Genomic DNA, 17341 nt, shown 5'->3' with positions numbered 1-17341 from the left:
TTTTAACTGAAACAAACTGGAGACTGTCATGGAAAACCTGAATATGGATCTGCTGTACATGGCTGCCGCTGTGATGATGGGCTTAGCGGCAATCGGTGCTGCGATCGGTATCGGCATCCTCGGAGGTAAATTCCTGGAAGGCGCCGCGCGTCAACCGGATCTGATCCCTCTGCTGCGTACGCAGTTCTTTGTTGTAATGGGTCTGGTGGATGCAATCCCAATGATCGCTGTTGGTCTGGGTCTGTATGTGATGTTCGCCGTCGCCTAACCCTGATGTTCATCGTTGGACGCGAGTTCGACGATGAACGGCTTCTGCCGGTCGTCAGACCGGAGAAAAAAGTTAACTTAACAAGAGGCATTGTGCAGTGAACTTAAACGCAACAATCCTCGGCCAGGCCATCGCGTTCATCCTGTTTGTAGTGTTCTGCATGAAGTACGTATGGCCGCCGCTGATGGCTGCTATCGAAAAGCGCCAGAAAGAAGTTGCTGACGGCCTTGCTTCCGCAGAACGTGCCAAAAAAGATTTGGATCTCGCGCAGGCTGATGCGTCCGACCAGCTGAAAAAAGCGAAAGAAGAAGCTCAGGTTATCATCGAACAGGCTAACAAACGTCGTTCGCAGATCCTGGACGAAGCGAAAGCCGAAGCTGAGCAGGAACGTAACAAGATCGTCACCCAGGCGCAGGCTGAAATTGACGCCGAACGCAAACGTGCACGTGAAGAGTTGCGTAAGCAGGTCGCGATGCTGGCTATCGCCGGCGCCGAGAAAATCATTGAACGTTCCGTGGATGAAGCTGCTAACAGCGACATCGTTGATAAACTGGTCGCTGAACTGTAAGGAGGAAGGGGCTGATGTCTGAATTTACTACTGTAGCTCGCCCCTACGCCAAAGCAGCTTTTGACTTTGCTGTTGAGCATCAGAATGTCGATCGCTGGCAGCAGATGCTGGCGTTCGCTACCGAAGTAGCCAGCAATGAACAAGTGGCAGAACTCCTTTCCGGCGCATTAGCGCCGGAAGCGTTGTCTGCACGGTTCATCGCTATCTGTGGTGATCAACTCGATGAAGCCGGCCAGAACCTGATTAAGGTCATGGCTGAGAACAAACGTTTACCAGCGCTTCCCGATGTACTGGCTCAGTTTATCCAGCTACGCGCCGCATACGATGCGACCGCGGACGTTGAGGTGATCTCTTCCACTACACTGAGTGACGAACAGCTGACCAAAATCAGCGCCGCTATGGAAAAACGTCTGTCACGCAAAGTTAAGCTGAATTGCAAAATTGATAAGTCTGTAATGGCAGGTGTAATCATCCGTGCGGGTGATATGGTCATTGATGGCAGCGTACGCGGCCGTCTTGAGCGCCTTGCAGACGACTTGCAGTCTTAAGGGGACTGGAGCATATGCAACTGAATTCCACCGAAATCAGCGAACTGATCAAGCAGCGCATTGCTCAGTTCAATGTCGTGAGCGAAGCTCACAATGAAGGTACTATCGTTTCCGTCAGCGACGGCATCATCCGCGTAAACGGCCTGGCCGATGTTATGCAGGGTGAGATGATCGCACTGCCGGGCAACCGCTTCGCTATCGCACTGAACCTGGAGCGCGACTCCGTAGGTGCCGTAGTAATGGGCCCATACGCTGACCTCGCCGAAGGCATGAAGGTTAAGTGTACCGGTCGTATCCTGGAAGTTCCGGTAGGCCGTGGCCTGCTGGGTCGTGTGGTGAACACCCTGGGTGCACCTATCGATGGCAAAGGCGCCATTGATAACGACGGCTTCTCGCCAATCGAAGTGATTGCGCCAGGCGTTATCGACCGTCAGTCGGTCGACCAGCCTGTACAGACTGGTTATAAGTCTGTGGATGCGATGATCCCAATCGGCCGTGGCCAGCGTGAGCTGATCATCGGCGACCGTCAGACCGGTAAAACCGCGATGGCGATCGATGCGATCATCAACCAGCGCGATTCCGGCATCAAGTGCGTGTACGTGGCTATCGGCCAGAAGGCTTCTACCATCGCTAACGTGGTACGTAAGCTGGAAGAACACAACGCGCTGGCTAACACTATCGTGGTTGTGGCTACCGCTTCCGAGTCTGCTGCGCTGCAGTACCTGGCACCGTATGCAGGTTGCGCCATGGGCGAATACTTCCGTGACCGCGGTGAAGACGCGCTGATCGTATATGATGACCTGTCCAAGCAGGCCGTTGCATACCGTCAGGTTTCTCTGCTGCTGCGCCGTCCACCAGGTCGTGAAGCTTTCCCTGGCGACGTGTTCTACCTCCACTCCCGTCTGCTGGAACGTGCTTCCCGCGTGAGCGCCGACTACGTTGAGCGCTTCACTAACGGTGCAGTAAAAGGTAAAACCGGTTCTCTGACCGCGCTGCCGATCATCGAAACTCAGGCTGGCGACGTTTCCGCGTTCGTTCCGACCAACGTAATCTCGATTACCGATGGTCAGATCTTCCTGGAAACTAACCTGTTCAACTCCGGTATTCGTCCGGCAGTTAACCCAGGGATCTCCGTATCCCGTGTGGGTGGCGCTGCGCAGACCAAGATCATCAAGAAACTGTCCGGTGGTATTCGTACCGCGCTGGCGCAGTATCGTGAACTGGCAGCGTTCTCTCAGTTCGCTTCCGATCTGGACGAAGCAACCCGTAAACAGCTGAGCCACGGTCAGAAAGTGACCGAGCTGCTGAAACAGAAACAGTATGCGCCGATGTCCGTAGCGCAGCAGGGTCTGGTGCTGTTTGCCGCCGAGCGTGGCTTCCTGAACGACGTTGAGCTGGCGAAAATCGGCAGCTTCGAAGCAGCGCTTCTGGCTTATGCAGATCGCGACCACAGCGAGCTGATGGCGGAAATCAACCAGGCTGGTAACTACAACAACGATATCGAAGCGAAGCTGAAAGCTCTGCTCGAAACGTTCAAGAAAACCCAGTCCTGGTAATGTCTGGCGGCTTGTCCCTTCCGGGGCAGGCCGCAAGGCTTTGAGGAGAAGCTTATGGCCGGCGCAAAAGAGATACGTAGTAAGATCGGAAGCGTTCAAAATACGCAAAAGATCACCAAAGCGATGGAAATGGTCGCCGCCTCCAAAATGCGTAAATCGCAGGAACGCATGGCGGCCAGCCGTCCTTATGCAGAGACCATGCGCAAAGTGATTGGTCACATTGCGTTAGGCAATCTGGAATACAAGCACCCTTACCTGGAGGAGCGCGACGTTAAGCGCGTCGGCTACCTGGTCGTGTCTACCGACCGCGGGCTTTGTGGTGGTTTGAACATTAACCTGTTCAAAAGAGTGCTGGCTGATATGAAAGGCTGGGCGGATAAAGGCGTCGAGAGCGATCTGGCGATTATCGGCTCTAAAGGTGTTTCATTTTTCGGCGCTGTCGGCGGCAACGTGGTTGCTCAGGTGACGGGCATGGGCGACAAGCCTTCCCTGTCCGATCTGATCGGCCCGGTAAAAGTCATGCTGCAGGCTTACGACGAAGGTCGTATCGACAAGCTCTATGTTGTCAGCAACAAATTTATCAACACCATGTCCCAGTCACCGCAAATCATCCAGCTGCTGCCGTTACCGCCAGCAGATCCGGAAGAAGGCGTAGTGAAGAAGAGTACCTGGGATTATCTGTATGAACCGGATCCGAAAGCGCTGCTGGACACGTTACTGCGTCGCTACGTCGAGTCTCAGGTTTACCAGGGTGTTGTAGAAAACCTGGCCAGCGAGCAGGCCGCGCGTATGGTGGCGATGAAAGCTGCGACCGACAACGGCGGAAACCTGATCAAAGAGCTGCAGTTGGTATACAACAAAGCTCGTCAGGCCAGCATCACCCAGGAACTTACCGAGATTGTCGGTGGAGCCTCCGCGGTTTAACCAGGTTTAATGAATTAGGTAGAGGATTCAAGATGGCTACTGGAAAAATTGTCCAGGTAATCGGCGCCGTTGTTGACGTCGAATTTCCTCAGGACGCAGTACCACAAGTGTACAGCGCGCTTGAGACTAAAAATGGTGATACCCGTCTGGTGCTGGAAGTACAGCAGCAGCTGGGTGGTGGCGTGGTTCGCGCCATCGCAATGGGTTCTTCCGACGGCCTGAAGCGCGGTCTGGAAGTCGCTGACCTTGCGCACCCAATCGAAGTACCGGTAGGTACCGCAACGCTTGGCCGTATCATGAACGTGCTGGGCGAGCCAATCGACATGAAAGGCGACATCGGCGAAGAAGAGCGTTGGGCGATCCACCGTTCTGCACCTTCATACGAAGACCAGTCCAACTCTCAGGAGCTGCTGGAAACCGGTATCAAGGTAATCGACCTGATGTGTCCGTTCGCGAAGGGCGGTAAAGTTGGTCTGTTCGGCGGCGCGGGTGTAGGTAAAACCGTAAACATGATGGAGCTGATCCGTAACATTGCGGCTGAGCACTCAGGTTTCTCCGTATTTGCCGGCGTGGGCGAGCGTACCCGTGAGGGTAACGACTTCTATCACGAGATGACCGACTCCAACGTTATCGACAAAGTATCTCTGGTCTACGGCCAGATGAACGAGCCACCAGGAAACCGTCTGCGCGTTGCCCTGACTGGCCTGACCATGGCGGAAAAATTCCGTGATGAAGGTCGTGACGTACTGCTGTTCATCGATAACATCTACCGTTACACCCTGGCCGGTACCGAAGTGTCCGCGCTGCTGGGTCGTATGCCATCAGCGGTAGGCTACCAGCCAACGCTGGCGGAAGAGATGGGCGTTCTGCAGGAACGTATCACCTCAACCAAAACCGGTTCTATCACCTCCGTACAGGCCGTTTACGTGCCTGCGGATGACTTGACTGACCCATCGCCAGCCACCACCTTTGCTCACTTAGACGCAACCGTGGTACTGAGCCGTCAGATCGCGTCTCTGGGTATCTACCCGGCGGTTGATCCACTGGATTCTACCAGCCGTCAGCTGGATCCGCTGGTTGTTGGTCAGGAACACTACGACGTGGCTCGTGGCGTGCAGTCTCTGCTGCAGCGTTACCAGGAACTGAAAGACATCATCGCTATCCTCGGGATGGACGAGCTGTCTGAAGACGACAAGCTGGTTGTTGCTCGCTCTCGTAAGATGCAGCGCTTCCTGTCTCAGCCGTTCTTCGTGGCAGAAGTCTTCACCGGTTCTCCGGGCAAGTATGTGTCGCTGAAAGATACCATCCGTGGCTTTAAAGGCATCATGGACGGTGAATTCGACCATCTGCCAGAGCAGGCTTTCTACATGGTTGGTTCCATCGAAGAAGCCGTGGAAAAAGCGAAGAAACTGTAATAACGGTTTCCCGGGAGGTTAATTATGGCTATGACTTTTCACCTGGACGTGGTCAGTGCAGAACAGCAGATGTTCTCCGGCACTGTGCAGCGTATTCAGGTGTCAGGTAGCGAAGGCGAGCTGGGGATCCATCCTGGCCACGCCCCGCTGCTGACCGCCATTAAACCTGGTATGGTTCGCATCGTTAAAGAACAGGGCGACGAAGAGTATATCTATCTCTCCGGCGGCATGTTGGAAGTACAGCCAGGCGCGGCTACCGTGCTGGCTGATACGGCGATCCGCGGCACCGACCTCGACGAGGCCCGCGCGATGGAAGCGAAACGCAAAGCCGAGGAGCACATGAGTGGCTCTCACGGCGATGTGGACTTTGCTGCCGCGTCGGCTGAACTGGCTAAAGCGATCGCCAAACTGCGCGTGATCGAGTTGACCAAAAAAGCGATGTAATTCAGGTTTAAGCAGAAAGGCCAGACAGGAAACTGCCTGGCCTTTTTTTATTGTCGAAGGGGCGGCACAGGGCGCGCTGCAGGAAATCCCGATCGGATAAAACACTATATTTAATGTTGTAATTAAACTGAGCGTTAAACGTTCAGCTACGCCAGAAGAAAAAGCAAAGCGTGCACAACGCCATAACGGTGGCGATGATAGTAAGCGCTGAACAGATAAGGCATTCCGTCTTGCTGCTGCCAGCGTCCGCCATCACAGGTTCCTGCACCGCTTTCTTTTTCTCCGGAATATAGATATAGCCTTTGCCCGGTATCGTTTTAATACAGTTTCTGAGGTTCACCGCAGCTAAATCGCGGCGTATTTTATAAACCAGCTGAGTCAGGTTGGCGTCATCGATAGTCGCAGCCCGGCTTTCCCAGATTGCCGTAATCAAATGGCTTTTTGTCAGCTCTTTTTCCGGGTTGCGAAGGAAATAGCTCAGCAATCGTTTCTCTTTTTCGCTGATGGTTAATGTAATGTTGCCATTGATCAGATGATTTCTCTCCTCTGAGAGATAAATATTGTTACCAAGATAAATTCCTTCGTTCATGACTGTGACCTGTTAAGTGGGGAAACCAGTAATAGATTAAAAAAACAGCGATGGTAAAAGGCTTTGTATAGCCTCTGCAAATCCTTATTAATGTTTGCTTTAATATTCTTTTTATTTTTTAGCAGATATCGCTCTGCTTAACTGCTTCGCTCTGTTGGTGGCAGGAATATACCAGCAGAAAAGATAAAGACGGGTTGTAATTATTAGCACAGGCATTGCAGAAAGTGCACGCCAGAAGGCGGTAATCCGCGCCGGTCAAGGGTCTGTAGCGGTTTTGCCGCGCGCAATGTTAAGCGAGGTTCTAATTATTGTTTATCCGTCATTGATAAAAGAGAACAGAGTCTTGTTATTCGAAGGTCGTTTATCCGGTCTGGGGTTATTTATCCTGCCTGTCCCCAGACTCACGCACGCAGTCTGGCCGATAGCTGGCTTATTAATGTTATTTCGGGGCGGGCAGGAGTGAGCTGATAATTATTCTTTATTTATAACTGGTATGCTTTTCCGTATCGGGTAAAAGTTTGTCGGCCAGCTTAATCGATGGCGCTGAGTACACTAACTTTTATCATATAAGGATTTGCAATGAGCAAGTTGATTCAACAAGACATTCTTACAGAACAGTCTTATGCCGCAGATGGATTTAACCCGGTAACGAACACTTCAGAATTTAGTTACACTTCAGGTCGCGTAGCAAAACGTGTATACAACAAATATAACACCGCCAATAAACCTAAAATCTTTGGCTATTACACTGACTGGGCGCATTACGATCAGCGTCAGGTTGATAATAATGGCAACATTCTTAAAGCCAATCGCGGCCGTGGGATTGATATCACTAAGTTAGACCCAACCGCCTACGATAAAATCATTTTTGGTTTTACCGGTATCGTCGGTGATAAAGGCGCTAATAAAGAAAAAATCGATCAGGCTGCGGCCTGGACCGGCAAGAAAGCCAACGAAATGACCATCCTGGATCCGTGGGCCGATTGCCAGTCTTATATCAACTGCGGCTTCAGCGGCTGGAAAGCATTTGGTTTTGGCCCGGGCACCACCTATCCGTCCGATGGCGAAGGCGACTGTTTCTATCAGGATCACCCTAACCTGCAGGGCGTGCTGGGCGCGATGCGTAAATTGCAGATTGATGCAAAAGCTCAGGGTCACGATCTGGCGCTTTCCTTCAGCCTCGGCGGCTGGACGATGAGCGAAGCCTTCCACGAGCTGGCGAAAAGCCAGAGCGCGATTGATACGCTGGTAGCCAGCATTATCTGGTTCTTCGACCGCTTCCCGATGTTTTCTGAAATCGATATCGACTGGGAATATCCAAATGCTGCAGGCGCGGGTAACCCACACGGCCCGGAAGATGGTGAGAACTACGTGGCGCTGATCTCCAGCCTGCGTAAGGCGCTTGATGCTAACAGCATGAAACACGTGAAAATCAGTATCGCGTCTTCCGCTAACGTGGATGTGTTGCAGCATTCTAATATCAAAGGCCTGCTGGAAGTGGGTTTGTACGGCATCAACCTGATGACCTATGACTTCTTCGGTACGCCGTGGGCGGACGGCCTGGCCCATCACGCCAACCTGTATAAAACCAAAAACAGCACCTACAGTCTGGAAGAAGCGGTTGAGTATCTGCTGAACCTGGGTGTGGATCCTGAAGCCATCAACATCGGTTATGCAGGCTATTCACGTAGCGCCAAGGGCGGCAACATTGAATCCTTCTCTCCGCTGAAGGGTTCTTACGATGGTAGCGGTACTACCGTGGGGACTTTTGAGTCCGGCTGTGTTGAATACTATGACATTATCAACAACTACCTGGATCTGGAAAACCAGTCTGGCCGTAACGGTTACAACGTGTATACCGATGACGAAGCCTGCGCAGATTATCTGTACAGCCCGACGTCTAAAGTTTTCCACTCTATCGATACGCCACGTACCGTACGTGAAAAAGCGCGTTATGTGATCGAAAAAGGCCTGGGCGGTCTGTTCACCTGGACTATCGATAACGATAACGGCCTGCTGGTTAACGCCGGTCGTGAAGGTATGGGCTGCCCGATTGTGCAGCAGAATATCGATATGTCCCCTTTCTACTTCAAAGGGATCAATATCAACGGTGAAAACCCGATTGACCCTGTAGACCCTGTAGACCCTGTAGACCCTGTAGACCCAATTGACCCGGTAGACCCGGTAGACCCGGTAGACCCGGTAGACCCGGTAGACCCAATCGATCCAGTTGACCCAATTGACCCGGTTGACCCAATCGATCCCGTTGACCCGGAAGATAACACCGCGCCAACTGCTGTTATCACTATGAAAGCGCTGGGCGGCAGCACGCTGGTCTTCTCTGCGGATAAATCCGTTAAAGCCGCCAGCTACAAATGGTCAGGCAGCGGTAACGTGCAGATCGTTTCTCCGCAGGCCAGCGAAACGAAAGTTGCGCTGCCGGCTGTTACCTCTGAAAAGGTGGTAGAGCTGCTGCTGACCGTCACCGCGGCCAATAGCAAAACCGATATGGCCTCTTACAAAGTGGTTATCGTGCCTGCATCCGAAGTTACTCCGGATGAGCCAGTGGTGCCGGATGTGCCTGCTGAATATCCCCTGTGGAGTGCAACCGCAGTCTACGTGGAAGGCAGTAAAGTGACGCATAAAGGCGTTAACTTTATCGGTAAATTCTGGTCACAGGGCTCTGAACCTGGTCTGGAAGAAACTACCGGCCAGTTCGGTAAACCATGGGATTACCTTCGTTAATTTGAAATAAATAATGCTCCTTCGGGAGCATTATTTCCCGTCTGCCAGAGTGAAAAAAATGAATATTTCAGAGAGGGGCATTGATTTTATCAAGGCTCAGGAAAAACTTCGTTTAACCGCAGAGAAGAATGACGCGGGCATCTGGACGCTGGGCTATGGCCATGCGGAAAGCGTCCGTGAAGGCGACAGCGTTACGCCTGAACAGGCGGAGGTGCTGCTTGTCAGCGACCTGAACAAATGCGCCGAACTCTTGCGGCAGAAAGTTGAAGTGCCCGTCACGCAGGATCAGTTTGACGCGCTCTGCTCCATTCTGCACAGCGTCGGCGCCGGGCAGCAGGGCGTAAAAGCTGGCCTGATCGAGCTAAAAAGCGGTCAGCCTTCCACGCTGCTGATGTTTTTAAACCAAGGCTGCTATGCCGCCGCCGCCGAACAGTTCGGCTCGTGGATTTACGCCGGAAATGGCGTGGTTAAAACGTTAATTACTCGCAGGGAACGCGAAAAAAATCTTTTTCTTCGCCATAAATAGCCATGGTCTTTGCCGATCGCTATTTATCTTTCTGAGGTATTACCGTGTTATATAATGATGAAACTATGTTGCTGATGAAGTTTTTAAGTGAACATCATCTTTTGGATGCCATGATAGTTGCCAGCGCCGGAGGAGTGGTTAATTACTTTATCCACGGCGAGCTGATAAAAGAAAATAAAGGGAAACTGAGCTTTTTCCTGAAACACATATTTATTTCAATGTTTACTGGCTTTGTGGTTGGCTTACTCTGTATTGATTTCAACATGACTACGTCCCAAACGCTTTTTTTCTCTGCTATCGCCGGCACCAGCGGCAGCGAAGTCGTGGTCGTGCTGCAGCAAAAAATCTCTGAATGGTTAAAGAGCAAAACCGTTTGATCGACAGCGGTGGAAAGTCATAGACGACTCTATTTTGGTGGTATCATGCTCCGGCTGAGGGACGCATACCGGCTTTTCCCGGCGTGGTGCCCTTGTTCGGCCCGGCGGAAAGTATTTTTGAAGGGTAAAAGAAGTAGTATTTTTCCCGCAATCCAGCTTTACTTTTCGCCAGGAAAGCGATTTCAACATCAAGCAGGATGTCTATGTCAAACAGCGCGCTGAGCGTGGTGATCCTTGCCGCAGGCAAGGGAACCCGTATGTACTCCGATCTTCCCAAAGTTCTTCATCTTTTGGCCGGTAAGCCAATGGTACAACACGTCATTGACGCCGCGCAGGGCGTGGGCGCTGATAAAGTCCATCTGGTTTACGGACACGGCGGCGAACGCTTACAGTCGACCTTGCAGGATCCCTCGCTGAACTGGGTATTGCAGGCCGAGCAGCTGGGCACCGGTCACGCTATGCAGCAGGCCGCGCCCTGGTTTGCCGATGACGAAGATATCCTGATGCTGTACGGCGACGTGCCGTTGATTTCTATCGAAACGCTACAGCGACTGCGCCAGGCAAAACCGCAGGGCGGCATCGCGCTGCTAACGGTCATCCTTGATAATCCCACCGGCTATGGTCGCATCCTCCGTGAGCAGGGCCAGGTCGTGGGCATCGTAGAGCAGAAAGACGCCACGCCGGAACAGCTGGCGATCCGCGAAATCAATACCGGTATTCTGCTGGCCAACGGCGGCGACCTGAAGCGCTGGCTGAGCAAGCTCACCAATGACAACGCTCAGGGCGAATATTACATCACGGATATTATCGCGCTGGCTCATCAGGAAGGCCGGGTGACGGAAACGACGCAGCCTTTGCACAGTTCGGAAACCGACGGCGTTAACAACCGGCTACAGCTGGCAACGCTGGAACGCGTCTGGCAGGCACAGCAGGCGGAAAAACTGCTGCTGGCGGGCGTGATGCTGAAAGATCCGGCGCGTTTCGACCTGCGGGGCGAGCTTAAACATGGCCGCGACGTAGAAATAGACACCAACGTGATTATCGAAGGTAAGGTGCAGCTCGGTAACCGCGTGAAAATCGGCAGCGGCTGCGTGCTGAAAAACTGCGTGATTGGCGACGACTGCGAAATCAGTCCTTACAGCGTGCTGGAAAACGCCGAGCTGGCGGCAGACTGCACCGTCGGCCCGTTCGCCCGGCTTCGTCCCGGCAGCTCGCTTGCCGCTGGCGCACACGTCGGCAACTTTGTCGAAATGAAAAAGGCGACGCTGGGCAAAGGCTCTAAAGCCGGTCACCTGAGCTACCTGGGCGATGCTTCGATCGGCGCTAACGTCAATATCGGCGCGGGCACCATCACCTGTAATTACGATGGCGTGAACAAATCGCTGACGATCATCGGCGACGATGTCTTTGTCGGCTCCGATACCCAGCTGGTGGCGCCGGTATCGGTAGCGGCGGGCACGACCATCGCCGCAGGCACCACGGTGATGAAAGATATCTCCGCGCCAGGTTTGGCCTACAATCGTAAAGAACAGAATCTGAAAACCGACTGGCAGCGTCCGGCGAAGAAAAAATAATTTTACGGGCGGCGAAGATCGCCCGATTGCAGTAAGGGGTGCATGGCACCCATATAACTCTAATCCCCACTCTCTACAAGGCTCGGGGAACCGGAACATACCGGAACAAACAGGCAGAAGACAAAGTTAATGGCAAACGCCATGACGTCAGGAAAACTACTATGTGTGGAATTGTTGGTGCAGTAGCGCAACGTGATATCGCAGAAATCCTGTTAGAAGGGTTACGCCGCCTGGAATATCGGGGCTATGACTCCGCGGGTCTGGCCGTCGTTACCGCCGAAGGGCAGATCACGCGCCTTCGTCGTTTAGGCAAGGTGCAAAAACTGGCGGAAGCGGCGGAAACCACGCCGCTGGCTGGCGGCACCGGTATCGCGCACACGCGCTGGGCAACCCACGGCGAGCCGTCGGAGGCCAATGCGCATCCTCATATCTCAGAACATATCGTTATCGTGCATAACGGCATTATCGAAAACCACGAGCCGCTGCGTGAGCGGTTAAAAGAGCTGGGCTATCGCTTTGCGTCCGAAACGGATACGGAAGTGGTCGCGCACCTGGTGCACTGGGAGCAGAAGCAGAGCGGCGGCACGCTGCGTGAAGTGGTACAGCGCGTGATCCCGCAGCTGCGCGGCGCTTACGGCATGGTCATTATGGACAGCCGCGATCCGTCCGTGCTGGTGGCCGCCCGTTCCGGCAGCCCGCTGGTGATTGGCCGTGGCGTGGGTGAAAACTTTATCGCTTCCGATCAGCTGGCGCTGCTGCCGGTGACGCGTCGCTTTATGTACCTGGAAGAAGGCGATATCGCAGAGGTTAGCCGTCGCGACGTGGTTATCTTCGATCGCCTGGGCGAGCGCGTGGAGCGTGCCGAAATCGAATCCAACGTGCAGTACGACGCGGGCGACAAAGGCCTGTATCGTCACTATATGCAGAAAGAGATTTACGAACAGCCGATGGCGATCAAAAACACCCTGACCGGGCGTTTCAGCCATGGCGAAGTGGATCTCTCCGAGCTGGGGCCAAACGCCAACGCGCTGCTGGCGCAGGTTGAGCATATTCAAATCGTGGCCTGCGGCACCTCGTACAACTCCGGCATGGTGTCCCGCTACTGGTTTGAAGCGCTGGCTAACGTGCCGTGCGACGTGGAGATCGCTTCTGAATTCCGCTATCGCAAATCGGCGGTGCGCAAAAACAGCCTGATGATCACGCTGTCGCAGTCCGGTGAAACGGCGGACACGCTGGCGGCGCTGCGCCTGTCGAAAGAGCTGGGCTATCTCGGCTCGCTGGCGATCTGCAACGTGGCCGGCTCTTCGCTGGTGCGTGAATCCGATCTGGCGCTGATGACCAAAGCCGGGACGGAAATCGGCGTGGCCTCGACCAAAGCCTTCACCACGCAGCTGACCGTGCTGCTGATGCTGGTGGCGAAAATCGGCCGGCTGAAGGGCATGGACGCGCAGATCGAGCACGATATCGTGCACGGTTTGCAGGCGCTGCCGAGCCGTATCGAACAGATGCTGTCGCAGGACAAGCAGATTGAAGCGCTGGCGGAAGAGTTCTCCGATAAGCATCACGCGCTGTTCCTGGGCCGTGGCGACCAGTATCCAATAGCGATGGAAGGCGCGCTGAAGCTGAAGGAGATCTCCTATATCCACGCCGAAGCCTATGCGGCGGGCGAGCTGAAGCACGGGCCGCTGGCGCTGATCGATGCCGATATGCCGGTGATTGTGGTGGCGCCAAACAACGAGCTGCTGGAAAAACTGAAGTCGAACATCGAAGAGGTGCGCGCGCGCGGCGGCCTGCTGTACGTGTTCGCCGATCGGGATGCGGGTTTTGCCGACAGCGAAGGGATGCGTATTATCCCGCTGCCGCACGTGGAAGAGATTATCGCGCCAATCTTCTACACCGTGCCGCTACAGCTGCTCTCTTACCACGTCGCGCTGATTAAAGGCACCGACGTTGACCAGCCGCGCAATCTGGCGAAATCGGTCACGGTGGAGTAACCGACTACCGCGCCGATCCTGCAGAGGATCGGCGCGTTATCTTTGCTCTAACGCCTGGAAGTTATCAGGGGGATTCAAGCCGGTAGAAAGGATTGTTTTGTCGCTGCTTCTCTGCGAAAGACGCAATCCTAATCGGAACCGACTTTTATAATGTCGCCATTCTGGCCTAAGCGATAATTATCGCCATCGTATGCTGTGAAAGTCGTACCAAAATTCCTGCTTTTATCCACGGAAAAAACAGCATCCTTTTCGATGCAATTTATTTTTATTTTCATATCATCAAAACAAAGCCTGTCATATTTTCCTTCTTCTTTATAACCCTCACCGAAATTCCAAAAAATAACAGTAAAATAGCCAGAGGATGAGGGGTTAGGAATGTTATACTTTTCTTTCAGTGTATCTTTATTTTTTAGCCACCAGTTTATTTTCCCCATATCGGTCTGCGGGAAATTCCTGACTAAAACATAGCTATGATTACCATTATCATGAACTGCGATAACTTCCACCGGACGCAGTGATAGCCAAAGCCAGTAACCAGGCAATACGCAGACAGCCAGAGCGAGCAAGGCAATAAGACTCCTTTTCTTTACTCTCATTTGCGATCTCCAGTAATTTCTATGACGGCTTCCATGTTGGTCATAAAAGGCTTAAAACCAAACTGGTTGTATCGCTGCAACACAAACCAGATACGAAAGAAGCGGAACAGGTTGAAGCTGAATTTTGATATATCGTCAACATCCAGGCCAAAGTGATCCTGGATTCTGTAATGCACCACCGCCCGATAACTACCATCATCAACCTGTAGCGATTTGATAGTGATGTGTGTTGCCCAGGTGTCGTGGACAGTTATGCCCATACCATTAAAATTATCCTGAATGCGGTCGAATTTGGGGAGTTTTCCTTCAAGAATAGCTTTTCGCAACTCCTCTTTATCTTTTGCCGGATAACATTTATTTTTCCAGTCAATATATTTTTCAATAGCCTCACCTAACCGTAAGCGAGTGCTGTTTGGTGTGTTATCGGACAAAATATGCTCCTTCAGCGCCCTGTTCAGGCTCACACTGCTGAAAGGTGAACCTTTGCCGTGTTGCATGTGGGTAATCATCTCTTCGGCCAAATGGCGGTAAGGCCCATATACCGAGAACAAGGGGGAACGCTCCCGAAACTCATCAAACAGGATCGCCGCGCACTGCTGGCGGGTAATTTTCTCGCCAGCTCCACGGGAGCCGTAAAACATAGACTGTGGCTGATTAAACGGGGTGATTTTCGTCAGGGTATAAGGATTGGCTTTGGCAGACACATCTACCAGCCCGTAATAGGATTTTAACCGTGCTTCGGTCAGATCGCCGCAGCGCATATCACTGGCGCTGTAATCGTCCATCCGCTTTTGGGTTTTGAATAGAGTGCAGGGGAATTGCAGTCCGGCCATCGTGGCACACTCCTTGTGTTAGCGTCCGTTGCATTCTTTACAGGGGATAATACGCGGTGAAAAGCCAGAGAATAAACGCTGTGCGGCTTCCCTGTCTGAATTCGGATTTTTGGCCGTTTCGGGCAGAGAAAATAACGGATGTTCTAATCTACTCTTTGTCCGTTGACGGCACATGCTTCAGCCGGGAAGCTGAAGTGGAACATTGAAAAGGGGCGCGCGCGGCGGCCTGCTGTACGTGTTCGCCGATCGGGATGCGGGCTTTGCCAACAGCGAAGGGATGCGTATTATCCCGCTGCCGCACGTGGAAGAGATTATCGCGCCAATCTTCTACACCGTGCCGCTACAGCTGCTCTCTTACCACGTCGCGCTGATTAAAGGCACCGATGTTGACCAGCCGCGCAATCTGGCGAAATCGGTCACGGTAGAGTAACCGACTACCGCGCCGATCCTGCAGAGGATCGGCGCGTTTTTAAAGTTATTTCACTTTGTTGTTAACCTCATCCAGCGTCCTTTTCAGATCGCTGATTTGATCTTTAAGGCTCTGCACGGTGGTTTGCGTTTCCCTGTTTGCCCGGTCTTTTTCCTCTACGCTTTTTTTCAGCTCCTGGAACTGTTTATCCAGTGTCTTCGTTTCTTCCTGCTGCTTCTCAAGCCTCTCCTGCTGCTGCGTCACCTTCTCCTGCAACGTCTTGTTAGCGTCAATAAGAGCTTTTATATTTCTGATCTGAAAAGAAGAGCGGTAAAAAACGCTACTGCTATCGGAATAGGCGACCAGACTATCATTGTCTGATGTGAAAGCATTGTTCGATACCAGTGGTTGCTCATTTGCCTGCGCCAGCCCAGCTGTGGCGGCCAGCAGCAGGCTGCCAATAATCACTTTTGCTGTGTATTTCATAAAAATTTCCCTTAATAACGTATTTCATTCCATAAACGAGAGCGAAAATTAATCGTCCTCCATCGCGTTTTCGGCTTTGATATTAGCCCACTCAGGGCCGCTAAATATTGGATAAAAAATGAATTTTATGCAGAGAAAAGTCAGCGCAACGACTGAACGGCGCTTCCGGAAGATACACGACGTCGATTCGGAAGCCGGGTCACGCAACTGCCGCGCGCGTTGCTGGCGTAGCGAAGTAACAACAGGGCGATTGCAAAGGCGATCCACTCTTTTCTGGGATGTCTGTATAAAAGATGTTCGTCACAAAACTGTCATATTGTGTACATTTTACTGTCATCAAACTGTCCTATTTTGCCTCCAGCAGCAATCATTAATCATACTAAAACAGTATAAAGACTGACTTTATCCCCTGGAGGGAATATGACACTGATGCAAAAAAACCTGGCTCGTTTGGTGGCTGTTACGCTGTCGCTGAGCGCGGTTTCCGCTTTTGCCGCCGACAACCTGACGGGCGCGGGCGGGACTTTCCCGGCACCGGTCTATAACAAATGGGCGGCCGAGTACAACAAAGCAACAGGCGCGCAGATTAACTACCAGGGGATCGGTTCTTCCGGCGGCGTAAAACAGATTATTGCTAAGACCGTCGACTTCGGCGCCTCCGACGCGCCGATGAAAGAAGAAGATTTGCAGAAAAACGGCCTGTTCCAGTTTCCAACCGTGATTGGCGGCGTGGTGCTGGCGGTGAACATTCCCGGCGTAAAATCCGGCGAACTGACGCTGGATGGCAAAACCGTTGGCGATATCTACCTCGGTAACGTAAAGAAATGGAACGACCCGGCCATCACTAAGCTGAACCCTGGCGTCAAGCTGCCGGATGCCAATATCAACGTGGTGCGCCGCGCTGACGGTTCCGGTACCTCCTTTGTATTCACCAGCTATCTGGCGAAGGTGAACAGCGACTGGAACAGCAAAGTTGGCAAAGGCAACACCGTTAACTGGCCAACCGGCCTGGGCGGCAAAGGCAACGACGGCGTAGCCGCTTTCGTGCAGCGTCTGCCTGGCTCGATTGGCTATGTGGAATACGCCTACGCCAAACAAAACAACCTGGCCTATACCAAGCTGCTGGATGCCGACGGCAAAGCCGTTGCGCCAGGCGAACAGAGCTTCAGCGACGCGGCGAAAGGCGCGGACTGGAGCAAATCCTTCGCGCAGGATCTGACCTACCAGAAAGGCGATAACGCCTGGCCAATCACCTCCACCACTTTTATTTTGATGCACAAAGATCAGGCCAACGCGGAGAAGGGCGCAGCCGTACTGAAGTTCTTTGACTGGGCCTATAAAAACGGCGCCCAGGTCACCACCAGCCTGGACTATGCCGCGCTGCCGGACTCCGTCGTAGAGCAGATCCGCGCCGCATGGAAAACCAATATTAAAGACAGCTCGGGCAAAGCGCTGTACTAAGCTGACTAAACGGCTATAAGTTTCGGGC

17 protein-coding genes and 1 pseudogene are annotated in these 17341 nt (G+C 52.8%); 14 read left to right on the top strand and 4 right to left on the bottom strand.

Annotated elements, in window-relative coordinates; genetic code table 11:
• Positions 1–28: 28 nt before the first annotated feature.
• The 7 genes from atpE (at position 29) to ACMGEE_RS13990 (ending at position 5723) form a co-directional block, all read left to right on the top strand.
• Positions 29–268 (top strand): F0F1 ATP synthase subunit C, encoded by a 240-nt coding sequence (gene atpE, locus ACMGEE_RS14020; RefSeq protein ID WP_003849523.1) that lies wholly within the window; start codon positions 29–31, stop codon positions 266–268.
• A gap of 97 nt (positions 269–365) precedes the next feature.
• Positions 366–836, top strand: coding sequence for a F0F1 ATP synthase subunit B (gene atpF / locus ACMGEE_RS14015; RefSeq protein WP_253456852.1), 471 nt, complete (start codon positions 366–368; stop codon positions 834–836).
• 14 nt (positions 837–850) lie between these two features.
• Positions 851–1384 (top strand): F0F1 ATP synthase subunit delta, encoded by a 534-nt coding sequence (atpH, locus tag ACMGEE_RS14010; RefSeq protein WP_125289173.1) that lies wholly within the window; start codon positions 851–853, stop codon positions 1382–1384.
• Positions 1385–1398: 14 nt separating this feature from the next.
• Entirely contained in the window at positions 1399–2940 is a 1542-nt protein-coding gene (gene atpA, locus ACMGEE_RS14005) for a F0F1 ATP synthase subunit alpha (protein ID WP_125289174.1), read from the top strand.
• A 54-nt stretch (positions 2941–2994) separates the two neighbouring features.
• Positions 2995–3864, top strand: a complete 870-nt coding sequence (atpG, locus tag ACMGEE_RS14000) for a F0F1 ATP synthase subunit gamma (protein WP_253456849.1) — start codon at positions 2995–2997, stop codon at positions 3862–3864.
• Positions 3865–3896: 32 nt separating this feature from the next.
• Positions 3897–5279 (top strand): F0F1 ATP synthase subunit beta, encoded by a 1383-nt coding sequence (atpD, locus tag ACMGEE_RS13995; protein WP_253456846.1) that lies wholly within the window; start codon positions 3897–3899, stop codon positions 5277–5279.
• Positions 5280–5303: 24 nt separating this feature from the next.
• The gene (locus ACMGEE_RS13990; protein ID WP_125289177.1) at positions 5304–5723 is read left to right on the top strand and encodes a F0F1 ATP synthase subunit epsilon; all 420 of its coding nucleotides are present in this window, start codon (positions 5304–5306) and stop codon (positions 5721–5723) included.
• Positions 5724–5865: 142 nt separating this feature from the next.
• Here ACMGEE_RS13990 and ACMGEE_RS13985 read toward each other — a convergent pair whose 3' ends face one another.
• On the bottom strand, positions 5866–6312 hold the full coding sequence (locus ACMGEE_RS13985; RefSeq protein ID WP_436830227.1) for a winged helix-turn-helix domain-containing protein: 447 nt from the start codon (positions 6310–6312) through the stop codon (positions 5866–5868).
• Positions 6313–6891: 579 nt separating this feature from the next.
• Here ACMGEE_RS13985 and ACMGEE_RS13980 point away from each other — a divergent pair.
• The 5 genes from ACMGEE_RS13980 (at position 6892) to glmS (ending at position 13528) form a co-directional block, all read left to right on the top strand.
• Complete coding sequence (locus ACMGEE_RS13980; RefSeq protein ID WP_436830226.1) at positions 6892–9057, top strand: glycoside hydrolase family 18 protein; 2166 nt, start codon at positions 6892–6894, stop codon at positions 9055–9057.
• 58 nt (positions 9058–9115) lie between these two features.
• The gene (locus ACMGEE_RS13975) at positions 9116–9583 is read left to right on the top strand and encodes a lysozyme (RefSeq protein WP_253456837.1); all 468 of its coding nucleotides are present in this window, start codon (positions 9116–9118) and stop codon (positions 9581–9583) included.
• A gap of 65 nt (positions 9584–9648) precedes the next feature.
• On the top strand, positions 9649–9960 hold the full coding sequence (locus ACMGEE_RS13970) for a phage holin family protein (protein WP_301251592.1): 312 nt from the start codon (positions 9649–9651) through the stop codon (positions 9958–9960).
• A 203-nt stretch (positions 9961–10163) separates the two neighbouring features.
• Complete coding sequence (gene glmU / locus ACMGEE_RS13965) at positions 10164–11534, top strand: bifunctional UDP-N-acetylglucosamine diphosphorylase/glucosamine-1-phosphate N-acetyltransferase GlmU (RefSeq protein WP_369895317.1); 1371 nt, start codon at positions 10164–10166, stop codon at positions 11532–11534.
• A 161-nt stretch (positions 11535–11695) separates the two neighbouring features.
• Positions 11696–13528 (top strand): glutamine--fructose-6-phosphate transaminase (isomerizing), encoded by a 1833-nt coding sequence (glmS, locus tag ACMGEE_RS13960; protein ID WP_253456829.1) that lies wholly within the window; start codon positions 11696–11698, stop codon positions 13526–13528.
• Positions 13529–13656: 128 nt separating this feature from the next.
• On the opposite strand, the gene ACMGEE_RS13955 is transcribed toward glmS, so the two are convergent.
• Both ACMGEE_RS13955 and ACMGEE_RS13950 read right to left on the bottom strand, forming a co-directional pair.
• Positions 13657–14124, bottom strand: coding sequence for a DUF943 family protein (locus ACMGEE_RS13955; RefSeq protein ID WP_370734846.1), 468 nt, complete (start codon positions 14122–14124; stop codon positions 13657–13659).
• Positions 14121–14957, bottom strand: a complete 837-nt coding sequence (locus ACMGEE_RS13950) for a YPO3983 family protein (protein WP_436830225.1) — start codon at positions 14955–14957, stop codon at positions 14121–14123. The genes ACMGEE_RS13955 and ACMGEE_RS13950 overlap by 4 nt, the downstream gene beginning before the upstream one ends.
• A gap of 186 nt (positions 14958–15143) precedes the next feature.
• On the opposite strand from ACMGEE_RS13950, the pseudogene ACMGEE_RS13945 reads away from it, so the two are divergent.
• Positions 15144–15387, top strand: a pseudogene (locus ACMGEE_RS13945) (glutamine--fructose-6-phosphate transaminase (isomerizing)); the annotation flags it as partial.
• A 45-nt stretch (positions 15388–15432) separates the two neighbouring features.
• Here the strand turns inward: ACMGEE_RS13945 and ACMGEE_RS13940 are convergent.
• Positions 15433–15852: a hypothetical protein gene (locus ACMGEE_RS13940; RefSeq protein ID WP_301251590.1), complete on the bottom strand. Its 420-nt coding sequence runs from the start codon at positions 15850–15852 to the stop codon at positions 15433–15435.
• 420 nt (positions 15853–16272) lie between these two features.
• Between ACMGEE_RS13940 and pstS the strand changes: the two genes are divergently transcribed.
• A complete protein-coding gene (gene pstS / locus ACMGEE_RS13935) occupies positions 16273–17313 on the top strand; it encodes a phosphate ABC transporter substrate-binding protein PstS (RefSeq protein ID WP_301251589.1) in 1041 nt (346 codons plus the stop codon).
• Positions 17314–17341: the final 28 nt, after the last annotated feature.

Origin of the sequence: Erwinia artemisiae, assembly GCF_051400835.1 — a bacterium.
Classification (GTDB): domain Bacteria; phylum Pseudomonadota; class Gammaproteobacteria; order Enterobacterales; family Enterobacteriaceae; genus Erwinia; species Erwinia aeris.
This window is presented reverse-complemented; position numbering and strand designations above follow the sequence as displayed.

What these genes read in the sequence shown, in the direction of transcription:
- atpE (WP_003849523.1), top strand. Translation starts at nt 29, where the DNA reads ATGGAAAACCTGAATATGGATCTGCTGTACATGGCTGCCGCTGTGATG.
- atpH (WP_125289173.1), top strand. Translation starts at nt 851, where the DNA reads ATGTCTGAATTTACTACTGTAGCTCGCCCCTACGCCAAAGCAGCTTTT.
- atpA (WP_125289174.1), top strand. Translation starts at nt 1,399, where the DNA reads ATGCAACTGAATTCCACCGAAATCAGCGAACTGATCAAGCAGCGCATT.
- atpG (WP_253456849.1), top strand. Translation starts at nt 2,995, where the DNA reads ATGGCCGGCGCAAAAGAGATACGTAGTAAGATCGGAAGCGTTCAAAAT.
- atpD (WP_253456846.1), top strand. Translation starts at nt 3,897, where the DNA reads ATGGCTACTGGAAAAATTGTCCAGGTAATCGGCGCCGTTGTTGACGTC.
- ACMGEE_RS13990 (WP_125289177.1), top strand. Translation starts at nt 5,304, where the DNA reads ATGGCTATGACTTTTCACCTGGACGTGGTCAGTGCAGAACAGCAGATG.
- ACMGEE_RS13985 (WP_436830227.1), bottom strand. Translation starts at nt 6,312, where the DNA reads ATGAACGAAGGAATTTATCTTGGTAACAATATTTATCTCTCAGAGGAG.
- ACMGEE_RS13980 (WP_436830226.1), top strand. Translation starts at nt 6,892, where the DNA reads ATGAGCAAGTTGATTCAACAAGACATTCTTACAGAACAGTCTTATGCC.
- ACMGEE_RS13975 (WP_253456837.1), top strand. Translation starts at nt 9,116, where the DNA reads ATGAATATTTCAGAGAGGGGCATTGATTTTATCAAGGCTCAGGAAAAA.
- ACMGEE_RS13970 (WP_301251592.1), top strand. Translation starts at nt 9,649, where the DNA reads ATGTTGCTGATGAAGTTTTTAAGTGAACATCATCTTTTGGATGCCATG.
- glmU (WP_369895317.1), top strand. Translation starts at nt 10,164, where the DNA reads ATGTCAAACAGCGCGCTGAGCGTGGTGATCCTTGCCGCAGGCAAGGGA.
- glmS (WP_253456829.1), top strand. Translation starts at nt 11,696, where the DNA reads ATGTGTGGAATTGTTGGTGCAGTAGCGCAACGTGATATCGCAGAAATC.
- ACMGEE_RS13955 (WP_370734846.1), bottom strand. Translation starts at nt 14,124, where the DNA reads ATGAGAGTAAAGAAAAGGAGTCTTATTGCCTTGCTCGCTCTGGCTGTC.
- ACMGEE_RS13950 (WP_436830225.1), bottom strand. Translation starts at nt 14,957, where the DNA reads ATGGCCGGACTGCAATTCCCCTGCACTCTATTCAAAACCCAAAAGCGG.
- ACMGEE_RS13940 (WP_301251590.1), bottom strand. Translation starts at nt 15,852, where the DNA reads ATGAAATACACAGCAAAAGTGATTATTGGCAGCCTGCTGCTGGCCGCC.
- pstS (WP_301251589.1), top strand. Translation starts at nt 16,273, where the DNA reads ATGACACTGATGCAAAAAAACCTGGCTCGTTTGGTGGCTGTTACGCTG.